Genomic DNA, 18120 nt, shown 5'->3' with positions numbered 1-18120 from the left:
CGTTTCCGGCGGGCGGGGTCAGGCTCCCGCGCGCCGGTTCACGCTCGGGGCAGCCGGAGCGGCTTGGCCATGCAGATGCTGCTCTCGTACTCCCGGTAGTAGCCGAACTTCTCGCACACCGAGTAGCCGCTCGACGTGTACAGGGCCACGGCTTCGGGCTGCTGGTCCCCGGTCTCCAGGACCATGCGGACACGGCCGGCGGCGCGGGCGTCCTCCTCCAGGGCGGCCAGCATCCGCCGGGCCAGGCCCCTGCCGCGCCCCTCGGGTATCACGAACATCCGCTTGATCTCGGCGTCGCCGTCCCGGTAGCCCTCGGCGTTGCGGTTCTGGGTGCGCCAGCCGCCGGTGGCCACAGGGCGCTCGCGCTCGTCGTAGGCGATCAGGTACAGCCCGTGCGGGGGAAGGAACATGGAGGGGTCGAGCGGTGTGACATCGCCCTCGTCGCCGTAGCGCTCGGCGTATTCGAGCTGGACCTGGTCGTTGAGCTTGACGGCGTCGGGGTGGTCGAACCCCCGAGGGTGAATAAGCATGCTGGATATCGTATATCTGTGCGTAGGGGTGAGTGGGTACTGTTTCCGGATGCTTCTCACAGTTACCTCCGTGAATGTTAACGGCCTGCGCGCCGCCGCCAAGAAGGGCTTCACCGCGTGGCTGGCGGGGACCGACGCCGATGTGATCTGCCTCCAGGAGGTCCGGGCCGAGCTCGCCCAGCTGCCCGCGGAGGTCGGTGAGCCGGAGGGGTGGCACACCGTCCACGCGCCCGCCGCCGCCAAGGGCCGGGCCGGCGTCTCGCTCTACTCGCGCCAGGCCCCCGAGCGGGTCCAGATCGGCTTCGGCGGTTTCGGGGCCCCCGGGGCGGAGGAGTTCGACGCGAGCGGCCGGTACGTGGAGATCGACCTCCCCGGCGTCACCGTCGCGAGCCTGTACCTGCCCTCCGGGGAGGTCGGCACCGAGCGCCAGGAGGAGAAGGAGCGCTTCATGGCGGCCTTCCTGCCCTACCTCCGGGGGCTCAAGGAGCGTGCCGCCGCGGACGGCCGCGAGGTCGTGGTCTGCGGTGACTGGAACATCGCCCACCAGGAGGCCGACCTGAAGAACTGGAAGGCCAACCGCAAGAGCTCCGGCTTCCTCCCCGAGGAGCGCGCCTGGCTGACCCGGGTGCTGGAGGAGGCCGAATACGTCGACGTCGTACGGGCGCTGCACCCGGGCGTCGAGGGGCCCTACAGCTGGTGGTCCTACCGCGGGCGCGCCTTCGACAACGACACCGGCTGGCGCATCGACTACCAGATGGCCACCCCGGGGCTGGCCGGGCGCGCGGTGAAGGCGTGGGTCGAGCGGGCGGCCACGCACGGCGAGCGCTGGAGCGACCACGCGCCCGTCACGGTCGTCTACGGGCGGTAGGTCCGGCGCGCGGCGGCTCGCGGGTCACGCGCGCGGGCGCTCACGGCGTCCGTCCGCGGGTGCTCATGAGTCCGGCGCGCGCGGGCGCTCACGGGGTCCGTCCAACGGGGACTCGCGGGTCCGGCGCGCGGGCGCTCACGCCTTCGGGGGCTGTGTGCCGTCCTCGCGCCGGAGCCTGCGGTCCAGGGCCATGGAAAGCTCCGCGTCCACCACCGCGCGGGCCAGCGGGCGCAGTTGGGCCGGTTCGGTCTCCTTCGTGTGGGCATGCAGTACGCGTACGAAGATCTCGGCGAGCGCGTCCGCGTGCTCGCGGACGCGGCGGCCCGAGGAGAGCACCGTGGACAGCGGCACCCCTTCCCGTACCAGCTCGGCCGACACCTCCAGCAGACGGCGGCTGATGTGCACGATCTCGTCGCCGTCGGTGGCGAGATACCCCAGGTCCAGGGCGGTGGCGAGGTTCTCGGGGGTGACCTCGCCCTCGAAGTAGTCCGCGAGCTGCTCGGGGGTGAGGCGGACCGGGGTCTCCTCGGTGGGTTCGCCCAGGCCCAGCACCTCGGCGACGTCGCGCCCGCTCTCGAAGGTGGCGGCCAGGTCCGCGATGCCGTTGAGGGTGTGGCCGCGCTCCAGCAGCCCGGTGATGGTGCGCAGGCGGGCCAGGTGGTGGTCGTCGTACCAGGCGATACGGCCCTGGCGGCGGGGCGGGGGGATCAGTCCGCGCTCGCGGTAGAAGCGCAGGGTCCGCACGGTGATGCCCGCCGCCTCGGCCAGCTCCTCCATGCGGTATTCGCGGTGCTCGCGTCCTTCAGCCACAGGGGCACCCTATGTTGTACCGCCGGTAACTTTCCCCGGTCCGCCCCCTACCCATCAGTACGGTCCTGCTCTACTCTCCGAACCATGCCAGTGATTGCTGGCAGAGTGGTGTGACGTACCGCGGGGAGGCGGCAGCATGGCCCAGCAGGAACACGTACGTGTGGCGGTGATCGGAACCGGATTCGGGGGCCTGGGGGCCGCCGTCCGGCTGCGCCGCGAAGGCATCACCGACTTCGTCGTCCTGGAGAGGGCCGGTTCGGTGGGCGGCACCTGGCGCGACAACAGCTACCCCGGCTGCGCCTGCGACGTACCGTCCCACCTCTACTCCTTCTCCTTCGCGCCCAACCCCGACTGGCCGCGCACCTTCTCCGGCCAGGAGCACATCCGGGCCTACCTGGAGGGCGTCGCCGACAACTTCGGGCTCCGTCCGCACATCCGGCTGAACCACGAGGTGAAGCTGATGACGTGGGACAAGGAGAACCTGTACTGGGTGATCGAGGGAGCTGACGGATCGATCCTGCGCGCCGACGTCGTGGTCTCCGCGACCGGGCCGCTCTCCGACCCCAAGACGCCCGACATACCCGGGCTGGACTCCTTCCCCGGCAAGGTCTTCCACTCCGCGCGCTGGGACCACGACTACGATCTGGCCGGCAAGCGCGTCGCGATGGTCGGCACGGGCGCCTCCGCGATCCAGATCGTTCCGGCCATCCAGCCGAAGACCGCCAGGCTCACCCTCTTCCAGCGCACCCCGCCCTGGGTCATGCCCCGTATGGACCGCGCCATCGGCAAGGCCGAGCGGGCGCTCCACCGCGCGATACCCGCCACCGGCACCGCGCGCCGCGGACTGCTGTGGGGCATCCGGGAGTTGCAAGTGAGCGCCTTCACCAAGCACCCCCAACAGCTGGGCCTGGTGGAGAAGCTGGCCAAGTCCAACATGGCGCGGGCCGTCAAGGACCCGGTGCTGCGGGCCAAGCTGACCCCCGACTACCGCATCGGCTGCAAGCGCATCCTGCTCTCCAACGCCTACTACCCGGCGCTCGCCCAGCCCAATGTGGACGTGGTCGCCGCCGGACTCAGCGAGGTGCGCGGCTCCACGGTGGTCGGCGCCGACGGGAGCGAGGCGGAGGTCGACGCGATCATCTTCGGCACCGGCTTCCACGTGACGGACATGCCCATCGCGGAACGGGTCGTCGGCACGGAGGGCATCACCCTCGCCGAGACCTGGAAGGACGGGATGAACTCGCTGCGCGGCGCGACCGCCGCCGGGTTCCCCAACTGGATGACGATCATCGGCCCGAACACCGGGCTCGGCAACTCCTCCATGATCCTGATGATCGAGTCCCAGCTGAACTACATGGCCGACTACCTGCGGCAGTTGAACGTGCTGGGCGGACGCGCCGCCCTCGACGCCCGCGACGCCTCCGTCACCGCGTGGAACGACAAGGTCCAGCAGCGGATGAAGCGCACCGTGTGGAACACCGGCGGCTGCACCAGCTGGTACCTGGACGCGGAGGGCCGCAACACGACGGTCTGGCCGGGCACCACGAGCGAGTTCCGGCGGCAGACCCGGTCGGTGGACCTCGCGGAGTACGACGTCGTCCGGGCCGGCGGCGCGCGGCGGGGGGCGGGAAGCGGGCGCGTGCCCGAGCAGCCCGGCCGCACCGACCGCGAGACCGTGACCGCCGCGACGGACGCGGGACCGGTCGCCGAGGAGGCCGCGCGATGAGCCGCCTCCTGCACCGCGACACCGTACCGCCGCCGCCCGCCGCCGAACTGGCCGTGCGGTCCGCCGACGGCGCCCGCGTCCACGTCGAACTGCACGGCCCCGAGGACGCCCCGGCGGTGGTCCTGGCCCACGGCTGGACCTGTAACACCCGCTTCTGGGACGCCCAGATCCGCGACCTGGCCGTCGACCACCGGGTCATCGCCTACGACCAGCGCGGCCACGGGCTCAGCCCCGACCCGGGCCCCGGCGGCTACAGCACGAACGCGCTGGCCGACGACCTCGAAGCGGTCCTCACCACCACGCTCGAACCGGGCCGCAGGGCGGTGATCGCCGGGCACTCCATGGGCGGGATGACGGTGATGGCCGCCGCCGCCCGGCCCGCGCTGCGCGAGCACGCCGCCGCCGTCCTGCTCTGCTCCACCGGCAGTACGCGGCTGGCCGCCGAGGCCTTGGTCGTGCCGATCCGGGCGGGTGCGCTGCGGACCCGGATCACCACTGCCGTACTGGGCGCCAAGGCCCCGCTCGGACCGGTCAACCCGGTCTCCAGGAAGGTTCTCAAGTACGCGACGATGGGAGCCGGTTCGGCCCCGGACCGGGTGGACGCCTGCGCCCGGATCGTGCACGCCTGCCCGCGCCGCGCGCGGGTGGCGTGGGGCCATGTGCTCGCGGAGCTGGATCTCGCGGCGGGAGTACGGGAGTTGAGGGTGCCGACCGCGATGATCGCCGGCACGGACGACCGGCTGACGCCGCCGGTCCACGCGCGGGCCATCGCGGACGCCCTGCCGGTCGGCCTCGGCCTGACCGAGCTGGCGGGCATGGGGCACATGACGCCGGTGGAGGCCCCGGAGGCCGTCACCGCGAAGATCAGGGAGCTGGTCGCCCGGTACCTCGCCGCGGGGACGGGCACGGAGGGAACGGCCGCCGCGAGCGGGGCCGCGCAGGGGACGGCCACCACGGGGACGGCCGCCACGGCCGAGAAGGAGGATGTCGCATGAGCGGCAAGCGGAGTCTGGAGGGCCAGGTCGTCGTCGTCACCGGCGCGGCCCGGGGCGTGGGCGAACTGCTGGCCCGCAAGCTGTCGGCGCGCGGGGCGACGCTGGCGCTCGTCGGCCTGGAGCCGGACGAGCTGAAGCAGGTCTCCGAGCGGCTGCACGGCGAGAGCGACCACTGGTTCGCGGACGTCACCGACCACGACGCGATGGCGCAGGTGGCCCGCGAGGTCAAGCAGCGCTTCGGCAAGGTGGACGTGGTCGTCGCCAACGCGGGCGTCGCGGCCGGCGGCCCCTTCGTCGAATCCGACCCGGACGCCTGGCGGCGGGTCATCGAGGTCAACCTCATCGGCGGCGCGGTCACCGGGCGGGCCTTCCTGCCGGTGCTGATGGAGAGCCGGGGCTACTTCCTCCAGATAGCGTCGCTGGCCGCGATCACCCCGGCCCCGATGATGACCGCGTACTGCGCGTCCAAGTCGGGCGTCGAGGCGTTCGCGCACAGCCTGCGCGCCGAGGTCGGGTACAAGGGCGTGAAGGTCGGCGTCGGCTACCTCTCCTGGACCGACACCGACATGGTGCGCGGCGCGGACCAGGACGACGTGATGCGCGAGCTGCGGCAGCGGCTGCCCTGGCCGATGAACCGCACGTACCCGCTGGGCCCGGCCGTCGACCGGATCGTGGACGGCATCGCCCGCCGCTCCCCGCACGTGTACGCCCAGTGGTGGCTGCGCGGGATGCAGTCGGTCCGCGGCTGTCTGCCCTCCGTCCTCGCGATCGGCGGTCAGCGCGAGATGCGGCGCTTCGAACCGCGCCTCCACACCGTCTCCAAGGGGCTGGTGGGGGCCGGGGGAGCGGCGGACCAGGACGCGCGCGCGGAGCGTGCGGACCGCCGGTAGCGGGGCGGCCGGGCCGGGCGTCACGGTGGGTAGCGGTCCGACATGCGCGGGATGTCGGTGCGTGCGAGGCTGATCACGGCCCCTCCGGGGGCCGCCCCCCACGTACCCCACGCATCCCACAGGAGTGAACAGCATGGGTATCGCAGACCAGTTCAAGGACAAGGCGCAGGAGCTCGCCGACCAGGCCAAGCAGAAGTCCGGCCAGGGCAAGGACGAGGCCAAGGACCGGTCCTCCGAGACCCGCGACCGGAAGCCGGACTCCTCGGACATGCAGGACCGTGCCCAGGACGCGGCGGACCGGGCGCGCGAGCGCTTTGACCGTTGACGGTCGCCGAAGTGTGACGCGTGCGCGCTGCGGTCCGCGCGTGCGCGCGCGTCGCGCCAGGAGGCGCACCCGGACTTCCGGGTGCGCCTCCGTCATGTGCGGGGGCGCGGGCCTGCGCCCTCCCCCCACCGGCGCGCCCCCGGATCAGCGCGGCGGCAGCGGGGGCCTGCTCAGGTTCGGGGCCGTGTCGTACGAGGGAGGGGTGGCCGCCGGGTGGGCTTCGAGCAGTTCCAGGGCCAGGCGGACCGCGTCGTCCAGGACCGCGTACCGCCCCTCCGCCCAGTCCAGCGGTGTGCGCAGGGCCTCCACGTCCGGCTCCACGCCGTGGTTCTCCACCGACCAGCCGTACGTGTCGAACCAGGCCGCGTTCATCGGCACCGTGATCGACGTGCCGTCGCCCAGCCGGTGGCGGCCGGTCATGCCGACCACCCCGCCCCAGGTGCGCTGGCCCACCACGGGCCCCAGCTCCAGCAGCCGGAACGCGGCGGTGATCATGTCGCCGTCCGAGGAGGTCGCCTCGTCGGCCAGCGCGACCACCGGCCCGCGCGGCGCGTTCGAGGCGTAGCTCACCGCCTGGGCGTTACGGGTCAGGTCCCAGCCGAGGATCGTGCGGGTGAGCTTCTCCACGACCAGTTCGCTGATGTGGCCGCCCGCGTTGCCCCGGACGTCCACGATCAGCGCGGGCCGCGCCACCTCCAGGCGCAGGTCCCGGTTGAACTGGGCCCAGCCGGAGCCGCCCAGGTCCGGGATGTGCAGGTAGCCGCACTTGCCGCCGCTCAACTCCCGTACGACATCCCGGCGTTTGGCCACCCAGTCCTGGTAGCGCAGGGGCCTCTCGTCCACCAGCGGCATGATCGCCACCCGGCGCGAAGGGCCTCCGCCCGCCGGGGAGAAGGTCAGTTCCACCGTGGTGCCGCCCGCCGCCGTCAGCAGCGGGAACGGGCCGGCCACCGGGTCCACCGGCCGGCCGTCGACGTGGGTGAGGACCGCGCCCTCCCTGATCCCCGTGCCCGCCAGCGGCGAACGCGCCTTGGAGTCGGAGGAGTCGCCGGGCAGGATGCGCTGGACGATCCAGGAGCCGTCCCGGCAGACCAGGTTGGCGCCGAGCAGGCCGATCGCGCGCTGGTAGTGCGGCGGGCCCTCGTTGCGGCGGGCGGGGGAGACGTACGCGTGGGAGGTGCCCAGCTCGCCCAGCACCTCGCGCAGCAGATCCGCGAACTCGTCGGGGGACGCGACCCGTTCGACCAGCGGGCGGTACTGGTCCAGCACCCCGTCCCAGTCGATGCCGCACATGTCCGGCTCCCAGAAGTAGGCGCGGATGATCCGCCCCGCCTCCCCGTACGCCTGCCGCCACTCCGCCCCCGGATCGACCTCGTGCAGGATGCGGCGCAGGTCCAGGTAGACCGTGGAGTCGCCGTCGCCCGGTTCGGTGGCGGGGACGGCGCGCAGCTCGCCGTCGTCCATCACGACCAGCCGGGAGGAGTCACCGCTGACGGCGAACCAGTCGAGGTGGTCGACCAGTTCGGTCCTGCGGGCCTTCGCGATGCTGAAGTGCTCCAGGGTGGGCCGCCCCGACATGTCGGCCGGGTTGGCGAACGTCTCGCCCAGCGCCCCCGAGATCGGCCAGCGCAGCCACACCAGCCCGCCGCCGCTCACCGGGGCGAGCGCCGAGTACTTGGAGGCGGAGACCGGGAACGGCGTCACCCGGCTCTCCAGCCCCTCGAACTCCACCAGCACCGTCGAACCCTCCGACGCACTCCCGTCCGGTACGTCCACGGGGTCCAGGCCGCCCGCCGCCGGACGCCCGTCCGGGGAGAGCGCGAAGGGGGAGGGGGTCGCCGACGAGAGCGGGACCAGGTAGGGGCGGCAGCCGAGCGGGAAGGACAGGTCGCCGGTGTGGACGTCGTACACCGGGTCGAAGCCGCGCCAGGACAGGAACGCCAGATAGCGGCCGTCCTCGGTGAAGACCGGGTTCTCGTCCTCGAAGCGGCCGTTGGTGACGTCCACGATCACCGGGGCGCCGGGGCCGGAGATCCGTGCCAGCTTGATCTGCCGCAGCGAGCGGCCGACGCCCGGGTGCGACCAGGTCAGCCAGTCGCCGTCGGGGGAGAAGGCGAGGTCGCGGACCGGGCCGTTGACGGAGCGGATCAGCTCGCTGAGGCCGGGGTGCTCGTCGATCGGAGCGGCGCTCTGCGGGGCCGGTGCGCCGGTGGCCGCGTAGAGGTCGGCACGGGTCGAGCCGCTGGAGGACCGCTCGGTCGCGCCGGTCGCGCGGGGGCCATCGACCGCCCCGGCGTCCCCGGTCGCCCCGGTGTCTCCGACCGCCTCCGCCGGGTCCGGCTCGCCCGTGTCCAGGAGCAGCAGCCGGCCGTCGTCGGAGGCGAGGGCGAGGCGCTCCCCCTCCGGGTCGGCGACCATCTCCTGGACCCGGCCCAGCAGCCCGGTGGCCAGCCTGCGCGGCGGGCGGTCGCCGCTGGCGCGCGGCAGGTAGGCGATCTCGACCGCGTCCGGCCCGTCCGCGTCGGTGACGTACGCGACCCGTCCGCCGCTGCCGAGCATCTCCGGCAGCCGCACCCGTACGCCCGGGGTGTCGGCGATGGTGCGGGCGGGGCCGTCCCGGTGGGTGAGCCAGTAGAGGCTGCCGCGTACGGTGACGGCGCTGGCCCGGCCCGTCTCGTCCACGGAGAGCGAGTCGACGTTGCTGGCGGCGGGCACCTGGTGGACGCGCCGGCCGGTGCGCGGCCCCCCGAGGCGCACCTCCAGCTTGCGCGGGGTGGCGTCGGGCGACTCCAGGTCCTCCGCCAGCCACAGCTCGCCCGCGCACTGGTAGATCACCCGGTGGCCGTCGCTGGAGGCGTTGCGGGCGTAGAAGGCGTCGTGGTCGGTGTGGCGGCGCAGATCGGTGCCGTCCGTCCGGCAGGAGTAGAGGTTGCCGACGCCCTCGTGGTCGGAGAGGAACGCGATGCGGCGGCCGACGAACATCGGGTTGGCGAGGTGGCCGCCGATGTCCGGGAGCAGCCGTTCGCCGTGCAGCCACAGCCGGCCCGTGGCCCCGCCCCGGTAGCGCTTCCAGGCGGCCGGTTCGTGCGGGGGCGTGCCGGTGAGGAGCAGGGTGCGGCGCTCGCCGTCGAGGTCGGCGACCGCGATGTCGGAGACCGGTCCCCAGGGGAGCCTGCCTCCGGGGCTGCCGTCGGTGGGAACGCTGTAGGCCCAGGAGAAGTACGAGAACGGCTGGTTGTGCGAGGAGACGGCGAGGATCTGGGACGCCTCGCCCGGATCGGGGGTCCAGCCGCAGACGCGGGCGTCCGTCGAGCCCCAGTAGGTGAGTCTGCGGGCCGGGCCGCCGTCCACCGGGGCGAGGTGGATCTCGGGGTCCAGGGTGCGCCAGGTCGTGTAGGCGATGGAGGAGCCGTCGGGGGAGAAGCGGGGATGGCTGACCCGCGTCCGGTCGACGGTCACCCGCCAGGCCCGTCCCGGCCGGTGCCCCGCGGCGGCGAGGGGGGCGACCCAGAGGTCGTCCTCGGCCGCGAAGCACAGCACGTCCTGGTGGAGGTGCGGGAAACGGAGATACGCGACGTCGTCACTCACCCCCCAATGTTTTCGGTGCGCGGGGCCGGGGGCAACTTGTGGTGCAGGACACAAGCGAAACGATTTCGTTTCGCTGAGGGGTGGCGGTACCGTCGAAGTGTACGAAACAGTTTCGTTCAATCTTGAGCGAGGTCAGTGTGCGAAACTGCCGAGCGGAAAACGGTGATCAAGCGCGAAGGAGGCCGGCCCATGGCACGCACCAGGCTGACCCCCGAGCGCGAGGGCGAGCTGTACGAGGCCGTCCTCGACCTCCTGCGCGAGGTCGGTTACGACGCCCTCACCATGGACGCCGTCGCCGCCCGCACCCGGTCGAGCAAGGCCACCCTCTACCGCCAGTGGGGCTCCAAGCCCGAGCTGGTCGCCAGAGCGCTCCGGCACAACAAGCCGGGGGACCTCGCGGACATCGACACCGGAACGCTGCGCGGCGACTTCCACGCCGTGCTGAGCCGGACCGATGACTGCCAGATGGAGAAGGACGCCGCGCTGATGCGGGGTCTGAGCCATGCCGTCCACGAGTACCCCGAGCTGCTCCAGGCCCTGCGCGAGCTGCTGATCGAACCGGAGATGACCGGTTTCGACCAGATGCTGCAACGGGCGGTGGACCGGGGTGAGCTGCGCGCGGACAATCCGGCGCTGAAGTACCTCCCGCACATGGTGATCGGCGCGCTGGCCGCCCGGCAGCTGATCGAGGACCGCCCGGTCGACCAGGCGTTCCTCATGGATTACGTGGACGCCGTGGTCCTCCCCGCCCTCGGCGTCTGACGTCCCCGTACCCGCCCCACCCGCACGGCCCCCTCCCCGACACTCCACCTGACACGCCGCTCTCGTCGTCGGGCTGGTTCCCCATGCCCTGTTCCCCTCATACGACCTGACCGGGAGTACGCCCCCGTGGCCACTTTCCTCTACAAGCTCGGACGGCTGACCTTCCGCCGCCGCCGCTTCGTCGCCCTGATCTGGGTGGCGCTGCTGGCGGTCGCCGGAATCGGTGCGGCCACCGCACCCGCCGCCACCTCCAGCTCCTTCTCGATCCCCGGCACGGAGGCGCAGCGCGCCTTCGACCTGCTGGAAGAGCGCAACCCCGGCATGAGCGCCGACGGCGCCACCGCCCGGGTCGTCTTCCAGGCCCCCGAAGGCGAGAAGGTCACCGACTCCGCCAATAAGGCCGAGATCACCGGCATCGTCAAGGAGCTGGGGTCCGGCTCGAAGCAGATCGCGCAGGCCGCCGACCCCTTCCGGACGCAGGCGGTGAGCCAGGACGGTTCGACCGCCTACATATCGGTCACGTACAAGGTCAACTCCATGGAGCTGACCGACGAGACCCGCACGGCCCTGGAGGACGCGGGCGAGGACGCGCGGAAGAGCGGCATGAAGGTGGAGATCGGCGGAGACGCCCTCCAGGTCATGCCGCACACCGGAACCGCCGAGATCATCGGCGTCGTCATCGCGGCGATCGTCCTCGTCGTCACCTTCGGCTCGCTGATCGCCGCCGGACTTCCGCTGGTGACCGCGCTCGTCGGAGTCGGCATCGGGGTCTCCACGATCACCGCGTTGGCCTCCGTGCTCGACCTGGGCTCCACCACCGCGATTCTCGCCACGATGATCGGCCTCGCGGTCGGCATCGACTACGCCCTGTTCATCGTCTCCCGCTACCGCGCCGAACTGGCCGAGGGGCGCGAACGCGAGGAGGCCGCCGGGCGGGCCGTGGGGACCGCCGGATCGGCTGTCGTCTTCGCGGGGCTGACCGTGGTCATCGCCCTGGTCGGCCTCGCCGTCGTCAACATCCCGATGCTGACGAAGATGGGTCTGGCCGCCGCCGGGACCGTCGCCGTCGCCGTCCTCATCGCGCTCACCCTGGTCCCGGCCGCCCTCGGCTTCGCCGGCAAGCGGATCATGGGCCGCAAGGCGCGCAGGGCCGCCGAGGCGGAGAGCCGCCCCGCGGCCAAGCCGAACACGGGCACCCGCTGGGCGCGGTTCGTGCTGCGCAAGCCGGTCTGGGTCCTCCTCGTCGGCGTCCTCGGCCTCGGCGTCATCGCCGTACCGGCGGCCTCGCTGGAGATGGGCCTGCCCGACGACGGCGCCCAGCCGAAGTCGACCACGCAGCGTCAGGCGTACGACATGCTCTCGGACGGCTTCGGCCCCGGGTTCAACGGTCCGCTGATGGTCGTCGTCGACGCGAAGAACAGCTCCGACGGGAAGGCCGCCGCGGACCGGGTGGCCGAGGAGATCGAGTCGATCGGCGTCAGCGCCGTCGTCCCGCCCGTCTTCAACAAGGCCGGCGACACCGCGACGATCACGGTCATCCCGAAGGACCGGCCGTCCTCCCACGCCACCGAGGAGGTCGTCCACGCCATCCGCGACGCGGGCCAGGACATCAAGGCCGACACCGGGGCCGAGGTGCTGGTCACCGGAGCGACCGCGATGAACATCGACTTCTCCCAGAAGATGAACGACGCGCTGCTGCCCTACCTGGCGCTCGTGGTCGGCCTGGCGTTCCTGCTGCTGATGCTGGTCTTCCGTTCGGTCCTCGTTCCGCTGAAGGCGGCCCTGGGCTTCCTGCTCTCGGTGGTCGCGGCGCTCGGCGCGGTCGTCGCGGTCTTCCAGTGGGGATGGCTCGGCTCGATCTTCGGCGTCGAGCAGACCGGCCCGATCATGAGCATGATGCCGATCTTCATGGTGGGCGTGGTCTTCGGCCTCGCGATGGACTACGAGGTCTTCCTCGTGACCCGGATGCGCGAGGCGTACGTCCACGGCGAGAGCCCCGGCCAGGCCATCGTGACCGGCTTCCAGCACGGCGCACGGGTGGTCACGGCGGCCGCGGTGATCATGATGGCGGTCTTCTCCGGCTTCATCGGCTCCAGCGAGCAGATGGTCAAGATGATCGGCTTCTCGCTCGCCGTCGCCGTCCTCTTCGACGCCTTCGTGGTGCGCATGGCGATCGTGCCCGCCGTCCTGGCCCTGCTCGGAAAGAAGGCGTGGTGGCTGCCGCGCTGGCTGGACCGGGCGCTGCCCGACGTGGACGTGGAGGGCGAGAAGCTGCAGAAGCGGCTGACCGAGGGGTCCGGCTCCGAGGGCGGGGACGGCGGCGAGCGCGAACTCGCCCGCGTCTGACGCCCGTGGGCCCGTAGGGCCCGCCGAACACCGAGGCCGCGCCCGAGCGGAGCGCGCCCCGGAAGCGCCGGTCACCCGGGGGACGGGGGATCGGGGCGCGGCGAAGGCCCCCGTGCGAGCTCGCACGGGGGCCTTCGCCNCGCGCCCCGGAGGTTTCGGGTCCGCGTCCGGGGTTCGGGGGTTTCGGGTGTACGTCCGGGTTCCGGGCTGTTGGGGGTTCGGGCGTACGCCCCCGGTTCGGGCGGTCAGCCGTGGGCCGGCTGCGCGCCCCGCTCCGGGCGGACGGCCTCCGGGCGGGGGGCGCGGGACGGCGGCTGCGGCTTCCGCCCGGCGTCCGGCGACGTGGCCGCCGTCTGCGCACGGGTGCGGGCGAGGAAGCGGATCAGCGTCCGGATCTCGAACTGGAACACCTCGACCCCGTCCGTGGAGTGCAGCTCCACGATCAACTGCGTACGGCCGCAGGGCCAGACGCGGACGTCGCCGCGCTCGATCGGGGAGAGCAGGCCCCGTTCCAGCAGATCGCGGCCGAACGCCCAGTCGGTCCCGTCCGGCAGCCCTATGTGGACGGTGCGCGGTTCGTCGGCCGGGTCGTAACGCAGCTCGACGGGGACCGGGCGGGTCAGCGGTCCATCGGTGATGAGCCGGGCGCGTGCGTGTTCTTCGATCACAGGGGACATGGCCGGCTCCTCCTACGTGTCTAGCTCTGTCATCTAATGTCCCATATTTCGTGGGAACGGCACGGTGAACGTGTACGTACCGTGACCGTGTGCGACCTGGTGCGGAGGCCGTGCGGCCCCGCGGGAACGGCGCCTCCTTCCCCACGTACCCGTAGGAAGCTCCTCTTCCGTGTACCCGCCGGACGCGCCGGCGTACCTGTTGCCCCGCTCACGCGACCCCGCCCGCTCCGCCACACCCCGCCCCGCGCTGCCGTGCTCCGCCGCGGACGGACCGTGACGAGCCGGCGATCACGGCGACCCGCTCCCCGGACACCCTGCGGGGGCGTGCACCATGGGGGGATGAGCGGGAGCGCGGGAGTGAGCACGACGGCGGGCGCGGAAGCGGAAGAGGGGGCCGGAGCCGTGGGGGCGGAGGCGGTCGTGGACGTACGGGGCACGGTGGCCCCCGGATACGAGCCGGTCGCGGACGCGTTCGTCCGCAACTTCGAGCAGCGCGGCGAGCGGGGCGCGGCCGTCGCCGTCTACCGCCACGGACGCAAGGTCGTCGATCTGTGGGCCGGTACGCGGGACGTGGACGGCGTCGAACCGTGGGCCGTCGACACCGTGCAGATCGTCCGCTCGGCGGGCAAGGGCATCGCCGCCGCCGTCCCCCTGATGCTCCATCAGCGCGGACAGGTCGACCTGGACGCACCGGTCTCCACGTACTGGCCGGAGTTCACCGCGAACGGCAAGGAGCGCGTCCTGGTCCGCGACCTCCTCGCCCACCGGGCCGGGGTTCCCGCCCTGGACACCCCCCTCACCCCCGCCGAGGCGGCCGACGGTGTCTCGGGCCCGGCCGCCGTCGCCGCCCAACGCCCGTACTGGGAGCCCGGAACCGACCACGGCTACCACGCCCAGACCTACAGCTGGCTCGTCGGCGAACTGGTCCGGCGCGCCACCGGCCGCACCATCGGCCGCTGGATCGCCGAGGAGATCGCCCGCCCGCTCGGCCTCGACTTCTGGTTCGGGCTCCCGGCGGACGAGGCCCACCGCGTCGGCCGCGTCGGGCCGGTGGAGCCCCCGGCCCCCGCCGCCGCCTCGGGAGGCCTGCGGGTGCGCCCCAAGCGCTCCGTCGTCGAGGCGTACCGCGATCCGCACTCCCTCACCCGGCGGGCGTTCGGCGCGATCGACCCGTTCCCCGACGAGAACGACCCCGCCTACCGCGCGGCCGAACTCCCCGCGTCCGGCGGCATCGCGACCGCCCGGGGCCTCGCCCGCTGCTACGCCGCGATGATCGGGCCCGTCGACGGCCACCGCCGCCTGTTCGCCCCCGCCACGCTCACCCTGGCCCGTACCGAGGAGTCGGCGGGCCCCGACCGGGTGCTGGTCGTCAACACCCGTTTCGGCCTGGGCTACATGCTGCACGGACCGGCCTCCCCGCTGCTCGGCCCCGGCTCCTTCGGCCACCCCGGGCGCGGCGGTTCGCTCGGCTTCGCCGACCCCGAGTCCGGCATCGCGCTCGGCTACGTCACCAACGGCCTCCAGAAGGGCGTCACCGCCGACCCCCGCGCCCAGGCGCTGGTCAGGGCAGTACGGTCGGCGCTATGACACCTGAACCCGCCCCGAAGGCAACTCAACTCGCCCCGAACACATCCGAACTCGCCGCGAACTCCGCCCGCTTCGGCGGTTACAGCGTCCTGATCACCGCCGCCGGCCAGGGCATCGGCGCCGCGACGGCCCGCCGCCTGGCGGCCGAAGGGGCCTGTGTCCTCGTCACCGACCTGGACGCGGAACGCGCCGCCCGCACGACGGCGGCGATCCGCGAGGCCGGCGGCACCGCGGAATCCCTCGCCTGCGACGTGGCCGACCGGGCGGCGGTCGAGGCGGCCGTCGCCCACGCGGTCGCGGCCTTCGGCCGGCTCGACGTCCTGGTCAACAACGCCTACGCGGCGGGTCAGGACGCCCCGCTCTTCGAGGACGAGACGGACGAGGTCTGGGAACGCGACCTGGACATCACCCTCTCCGGCCCGTTCCGCTGCGCCCGCGCCGCCCTGCCGCACCTGGTCGCCTCGGGCCGGGGTGCGATCGTCACCATCGGCTCGGTCAACGGCGAACAGGACTTCGGCGGCCACGCCTACAGCGCCGCCAAGGCGGGCCTGACCAGCCTGACCCGTACGCTGGCGGGCCACGCGGGACCGCGCGGCGTACGCGTCAACCTCGTCGCCCCCGGCACGATCCGCACCGACGCCTGGGCGGGCCGCGACGCCGAGCTGGAGCGGGCCGCCACCCTCTACCCGCTCGGCCGCGTCGGTACCCCCGAGGACATCGCGTCCGCCGTCGCCTTCCTCGCCTCCACCGACGCGGCCTGGATCACCGGGACGACGCTGCGCGTGGACGGCGGCATCCTCGCGGTGAACACGGGCTTCCGGCAGGCGATGGCACAACCGTAAATACTTGGTGGGGTGGGGCGCGGGGGCCTTAACCTGCGCGGATGATCGACCACGGACACACCGACAGGACCGGCCGCCCCGTCACCCTCCACGACGTGGACGCGGACAACTGGCGGGCGGTCGCCGACAGCGCGCCGCGCGACGACCAGCGCGACTGGGTCCCGGCCCTGGCCGCCCGCTACCTGCTGCTGAGCAGCCGCGAGGACACCTGGAACTCGCTGGCCGTGCTCGCGGGCGAGGTGGTGGCCGGGCACATCATGTGGGGCCGGGACGAGGACGGTTCGTACTGGATCGGCGGCATGCTGATCGACGCCGCCCACCAGGGCACGGGCATCGGCCGCGCCGCCGTCCGGACTCTGGCCGCCTGGCTCTCCGCCCGCGAGGACTGCTCCGCCGTACGCCTCTCGTACGCCCCGGAGAACGAGGCCGCCGCGCACCTGTACACCGCGCTCGGTTTCCGCCCGACCGGGGCGGACGAGGACGGGGAAGTGGTGGCGGAGCTCACGGTCTGATCCGCTTGTTCGGGACGAGCCGAGCCGACCTGGGCAGGGCAGGGCAGGGCAGGGCTGGGCCTGGGTGGGGCTGGGCCGACCTGGGCAGGGCACCGGGCCGGGCAGGGCCGGGGCTCGGGCGTGGAGCCCGCGGCGGCCGGTGGCGTCAGCTCTGGGCGGTGTCGTCGTCCGTCCGCCCCGTGCCCGCGTCCGCCGCGCTCCCGGCCCCGGCCGCCTTCTCGCGCATCTTGCGCACCAGCTCCGCCTTCTGGTCGGCCGCGCTTTTGCGGTCGAGGTTGCGGTGCGGACCGTTGTTCTGCCGCTCGGCGCGGGACAGCTTCTTGCGCTGGCCGCCGCCCTGGCCCACGGGGTTGTTGATGTTCTTGCTCACGGTCACGGGTTCTCCCGGTAATGATGCGAAGTGATCGGGTGAAGCGGTCTGCGGATGCCGGCGGATTCAACGGTGGCGGACAGGCGGCGACGCCGAAGGACGTCAGCAGCGGCCCATCACGATCCCACGCCGTAGATCTACGTCGGGAATGACAAGGACGTTACCCGGTCCCACCGGCCCCGCACACCACGCTCCCGCATCCATGCCGGACCGGCCGGGGGGGGGGGAACATCTGATTCCTCACTTAGAGCTCGTAACACGATCTTGCTGAATCGTCCTGGTTGGCCGTTACCGGTGTGATGATTCGGCCGTTCGTGAAGGTGTGGGTACCCGACCGTGGATCGTGGACGATGAGTTGTGGGCTCTGGTCGAGCCGTTGCTGCCGCCGTGGCCGGAGCGGTCTCCGGGGCCGAGGCCGGTGCCGGACCGGCTCTGCCTCCAGGGCATCCTGTTCGTCCTGTACAACGACATAGCCTGGCAACTCCTGCCGCTGGAGCTGGGGTTCGGCTCGGGGCAGACGTGCTGGCGCCGACTGGAGCGGTGGCAGGAGGCAGGAGTCTTCGACCAGTTGCACCGGGTCCTGCTCGCCGAGCTGAACGCGGCTGGCGAACTCGACTGGTCACGTGCGTGTGTGGACGGTTCACACATCCGCGCGAAAAAGGGGGCGCCGACACCGGTCCGTCGCCGGTCGACCGGCGGAAGACGGGCAGCAAGCACCACCTGATCTGCGACGGACGCGNTGGCGAGCTCGACTGGTCGCGGGGGTGCGTGGATGGTTCCCACAGTCGCGCGAAGAAGGGGGCGCCGACACCGGTCCGTCGCCGGTCGACCGGCGGAAGACGGGCAGCAAGCACCACCTGATCTGCGACGGACGCGGTACCCCGCTCAAGGTCATCACGACCGCGGCCAACGTCAACGACGTCACCCAGACCCTCGCCCTGGTCGACGGCATCCCACCCGTCGCAGGCCGCCCCGGCCGGCCCCGCCGACGACCAGAAGCCCTTCTCGGCGACAAAGGCTACGACTCCAGCCCCAACCGCGACGAGCTCCGTCGCCGACGAATCCTGCCCGTCATCTCTCGCAAGGGATCACCCAACATCAAGGGCATCGGCAAGCTCCGCTACGTCGTCGAGCAGACCTTCGCCCTGCTCCACCACTTCAAACGACTCGCTGTGCGCTGGGAACGCCGCACCGAACTCCACGACGCCTTCGTCTCCCTCGCCTGCAGCCTCATCTGCTACCGACGCCTCAAGAGGACCCGACCATGATCGTGTTACGAGCTCTTATCTAAA

At 72.4% G+C, this 18120-nt stretch carries 16 protein-coding genes and 1 pseudogene; 12 read left to right on the top strand and 5 right to left on the bottom strand.

The features are described 5' to 3' along the window. Positions 1 to 38: 38 nt before the first annotated feature. Positions 39 to 530 carry a GNAT family N-acetyltransferase gene (locus AMK24_RS30270; protein WP_073772103.1) on the bottom strand — a complete coding sequence of 164 codons (492 nt, stop codon included), beginning with the start codon at positions 528 to 530 and terminating at the stop codon, positions 39 to 41. Between the two features lie 49 nt (positions 531 to 579). On the opposite strand from AMK24_RS30270, the gene AMK24_RS30265 reads away from it, so the two are divergent. Continuing rightward, the gene (locus tag AMK24_RS30265) at positions 580 to 1398 is read left to right on the top strand and encodes an exodeoxyribonuclease III (RefSeq protein WP_073772102.1); all 819 of its coding nucleotides are present in this window, start codon (positions 580 to 582) and stop codon (positions 1396 to 1398) included. Between the two features lie 135 nt (positions 1399 to 1533). Here AMK24_RS30265 and AMK24_RS30260 read toward each other — a convergent pair whose 3' ends face one another. Further along, complete coding sequence (locus AMK24_RS30260; RefSeq protein WP_073772101.1) at positions 1534 to 2175, bottom strand: MerR family transcriptional regulator; 642 nt, start codon at positions 2173 to 2175, stop codon at positions 1534 to 1536. Positions 2176 to 2344: 169 nt separating this feature from the next. On the opposite strand from AMK24_RS30260, the gene AMK24_RS30255 reads away from it, so the two are divergent. From AMK24_RS30255 to AMK24_RS30240, 4 genes are all read left to right on the top strand, one after another. Beyond that, positions 2345 to 3934 (top strand): flavin-containing monooxygenase, encoded by a 1590-nt coding sequence (locus AMK24_RS30255; protein ID WP_073772100.1) that lies wholly within the window; start codon positions 2345 to 2347, stop codon positions 3932 to 3934. Beyond that, positions 3931 to 4929, top strand: a complete 999-nt coding sequence (locus AMK24_RS30250) for an alpha/beta fold hydrolase (RefSeq protein ID WP_073772099.1) — start codon at positions 3931 to 3933, stop codon at positions 4927 to 4929. Before AMK24_RS30255 ends, AMK24_RS30250 begins: the two co-directional genes overlap by 4 nt. Further along, positions 4926 to 5819: an SDR family oxidoreductase gene (locus AMK24_RS30245; RefSeq protein ID WP_073772098.1), complete on the top strand. Its 894-nt coding sequence runs from the start codon at positions 4926 to 4928 to the stop codon at positions 5817 to 5819. The genes AMK24_RS30250 and AMK24_RS30245 overlap by 4 nt, the downstream gene beginning before the upstream one ends. A 133-nt stretch (positions 5820 to 5952) precedes the next feature. After that, positions 5953 to 6144, top strand: coding sequence for a hypothetical protein (locus AMK24_RS30240; protein WP_073772097.1), 192 nt, complete (start codon positions 5953 to 5955; stop codon positions 6142 to 6144). A gap of 144 nt (positions 6145 to 6288) precedes the next feature. Here the strand turns inward: AMK24_RS30240 and AMK24_RS30235 are convergent, their stop codons facing one another. Further along, positions 6289 to 9732 carry a S41 family peptidase gene (locus tag AMK24_RS30235; protein WP_073772096.1) on the bottom strand — a complete coding sequence of 1148 codons (3444 nt, stop codon included), beginning with the start codon at positions 9730 to 9732 and terminating at the stop codon, positions 6289 to 6291. Positions 9733 to 9921: 189 nt separating this feature from the next. Here AMK24_RS30235 and AMK24_RS30230 point away from each other — a divergent pair, with 189 nt between their 5' ends. Further along, positions 9922 to 10494: a TetR/AcrR family transcriptional regulator gene (locus tag AMK24_RS30230; protein WP_073772095.1), complete on the top strand. Its 573-nt coding sequence runs from the start codon at positions 9922 to 9924 to the stop codon at positions 10492 to 10494. A gap of 126 nt (positions 10495 to 10620) precedes the next feature. After that, complete coding sequence (locus AMK24_RS30225) at positions 10621 to 12840, top strand: MMPL family transporter (protein ID WP_073772094.1); 2220 nt, start codon at positions 10621 to 10623, stop codon at positions 12838 to 12840. Positions 12841 to 13085: 245 nt separating this feature from the next. Here the strand turns inward: AMK24_RS30225 and AMK24_RS30220 are convergent, their stop codons facing one another. Then, on the bottom strand, positions 13086 to 13517 hold the full coding sequence (locus tag AMK24_RS30220) for an SsgA family sporulation/cell division regulator (protein WP_073772093.1): 432 nt from the start codon (positions 13515 to 13517) through the stop codon (positions 13086 to 13088). A gap of 420 nt (positions 13518 to 13937) precedes the next feature. Between AMK24_RS30220 and AMK24_RS30215 the strand changes: the two genes are divergently transcribed. Genes AMK24_RS30215 through AMK24_RS30205 form a run of 3 tightly spaced genes read left to right on the top strand, consistent with a single transcriptional unit; the run spans position 13938 to position 16458 of the window. Next, positions 13938 to 15104 carry a serine hydrolase domain-containing protein gene (locus AMK24_RS30215; RefSeq protein ID WP_073772140.1) on the top strand — a complete coding sequence of 389 codons (1167 nt, stop codon included), beginning with the start codon at positions 13938 to 13940 and terminating at the stop codon, positions 15102 to 15104. Further along, entirely contained in the window at positions 15101 to 15946 is an 846-nt protein-coding gene (locus AMK24_RS30210; protein WP_242435318.1) for an SDR family NAD(P)-dependent oxidoreductase, read from the top strand. Before AMK24_RS30215 ends, AMK24_RS30210 begins: the two co-directional genes overlap by 4 nt. Before the next feature lie 41 nt (positions 15947 to 15987). After that, complete coding sequence (locus AMK24_RS30205; RefSeq protein WP_073772092.1) at positions 15988 to 16458, top strand: GNAT family N-acetyltransferase; 471 nt, start codon at positions 15988 to 15990, stop codon at positions 16456 to 16458. A 145-nt stretch (positions 16459 to 16603) separates the two neighbouring features. On the opposite strand, the gene AMK24_RS30200 is transcribed toward AMK24_RS30205, so the two are convergent. Further along, complete coding sequence (locus tag AMK24_RS30200; RefSeq protein WP_073772091.1) at positions 16604 to 16834, bottom strand: DUF6243 family protein; 231 nt, start codon at positions 16832 to 16834, stop codon at positions 16604 to 16606. 334 nt (positions 16835 to 17168) lie between these two features. Between AMK24_RS30200 and AMK24_RS30195 the strand changes: the two are divergent. Then, positions 17169 to 17567: pseudogene (locus AMK24_RS30195) on the top strand (transposase); the annotation flags it as partial. A gap of 25 nt (positions 17568 to 17592) precedes the next feature. Next, complete coding sequence (locus AMK24_RS30190) at positions 17593 to 18096, top strand: IS5 family transposase (RefSeq protein WP_073772089.1); 504 nt, start codon at positions 17593 to 17595, stop codon at positions 18094 to 18096. The last annotated feature ends 24 nt before the right edge of the window (positions 18097 to 18120 follow it).

Origin of the sequence: Streptomyces sp. CB02366 (genome assembly GCF_001905905.1) — a bacterium.
In the GTDB taxonomy this organism is placed as follows: domain Bacteria; phylum Actinomycetota; class Actinomycetes; order Streptomycetales; family Streptomycetaceae; genus Streptomyces.
The sequence above is the reverse complement of the archived record's forward strand: the minus strand, read 5'-3'. Positions and strand labels throughout refer to the sequence as shown.